Genomic DNA, 1,888 nt, shown 5'->3' with positions numbered 1-1,888 from the left:
TGAATGTCTTCGGACTATCGGGTCAATCGCTGAAGATCGACAGCGTCGATGCCGGTTGGCGCCTGATCCTCCCAGGCTTGACGGGTGAAGTCCTTCAACGCTGGGATGAACGCGGCAACAGGTGGCGGAACACTTACGATGGAAATTTACGGCTATTGACCGTCGATGAAAATGCCCATGCCAACGTCGAGGTTTTTAGCTATTGGCAGGGCGATGCGCCCTCTGGAAACAACGTGCGCGGGCAATTGCAAAAGAAAGTCGACCCGGGTGGTTCAATCGAATTCAAAAGCTTTAGCCTCAACGCGTTACCGTTCGAAGAAACCCGCACGATGCTCAATGCCGAGGTTTACACCACACAATGGACCTATAACGCACAAGGTCAGCCACTGAGCCAGATCGACGCGGGCGGCCATCAGCAGCACTCTCGATACAACATTGCCGGGCAGATCAACCAGCTGACCCTGCAAATCGATGCCGTCAGTCCAGTGATGACCATCCTTGAAGATGCCCGGTACAACGCCGAGGGTCAGATTATCCAGCAAATCACAGGCAGCAAGGTGGTCAGGACATGGATCTATGACCCGGCAGATGGAAGTTTGAACAAGATGGAAGCAGGTATACCCGGTCAGGCCTTGCTGCAAAAACTGGAGTATTTCTACGATCGGGTCGGTAACGTGACGAGCATCGACGATCACGTTTTTAAACCCGTGTTTTTCAAAAACCAGCTCATTGATGGCCGCCGTGAGTTCACCTATGACTCTTTGTACCGTCTGACCAGTGCCACTGGCCATGATGCCACTCCGACCGCCGACGTACCGGGCCGCCCTTTGCCAAGCGATCCCAATAATCATCTCAACTATCAACAGGACTTCACCTACGACCGGGGCGGCAACCTCATTCAGTTGACCCATACCCGTGCAGTGGGCGGCTACACTCACCAGATGTGCATTGACCCTTCGAGCAATCGCGGCGTGCGCTGGAAAGCGGGCGACTCACCGCCGGTCTTTGAATCCTTGTTCGACCGCCATGGCAATCTGCAAACCTTACAAGCGGGACAGACCCAGCACTGGAACAGCCGCGATCAACCATCATCCATAACGCTAATCGAGCGTAAGTCCGGTCTCGACGATAAAGAAACCTATCGCTACAGCAATGGTGAGCGGGTCTATAAACGCCACGAAACTCATACGCTATCGACCACTCATTTCCACGAAGTGCGCTACCTGAATGGACTGGAAGTACGCACCCGCGACACCGGCGAAGAACTTCATGTCATTACCTTGCCCGCCATTCTGGGCAGTGTGCGTTGTCTGCACTGGGTGAACAAAAAACCCGACGGTATCGATAACAACCAGGTGCGCTACCTTCTTGACGACCAACTGGGTTCGAGCCTTACGGAACTTGACCAGGACGCCCGTCTTATCAGTCATGAAGAATATTATCCCTTCGGCGGTACTGCCTTTCTGACCGAGGGTTCGGTAACTGGCGTCAGTTATAAAACCATCCGCTACTCGGGCAAGGAGATGGATGTCACTGGGCTTTACTACTATGGGCAGCGCTATTACGCGCCGTGGTTGCAACGCTGTGTAAGTGCAGACCCTGCGTGGGATGTGGATGGGCTGAATCTGTATGCGATGGTGGGGAATAACCCGATGACTTTTTTTGATAGGTTGGGACTCGCGAGAGATCCTGAACAAACCATTCGCGGCATTTCACAGTCCATGGTTACTTCTAACGCCCAATATCCATTTGTTGTGCCAGCGAAAACGCCCAGAAACAAACAACCCGCTATGGAGTCCGAGCATAAAGCTAAACACCCCCACTACGACTATACACAATCCAAAAAACAAAAACTTGTCACACACGCAGGTGGTTTGGTTTCCAATGC

1 protein-coding gene is annotated in these 1,888 nt (G+C 52.9%); it reads left to right on the top strand.

Features of this window, described 5'->3' with window-relative positions:
- Positions 1–1,888, top strand: a 1,888-nt coding sequence (locus tag AC1DRJ_RS26060; RefSeq protein ID WP_477804687.1) for an RHS repeat-associated core domain-containing protein, incomplete at both ends; no start/stop codon positions are given.

Source organism: Pseudomonas sp. P5_B2 (genome assembly GCF_056400445.1).
The sequence above is the reverse complement of the archived record's forward strand: the minus strand, read 5'-3'. Positions and strand labels throughout refer to the sequence as shown.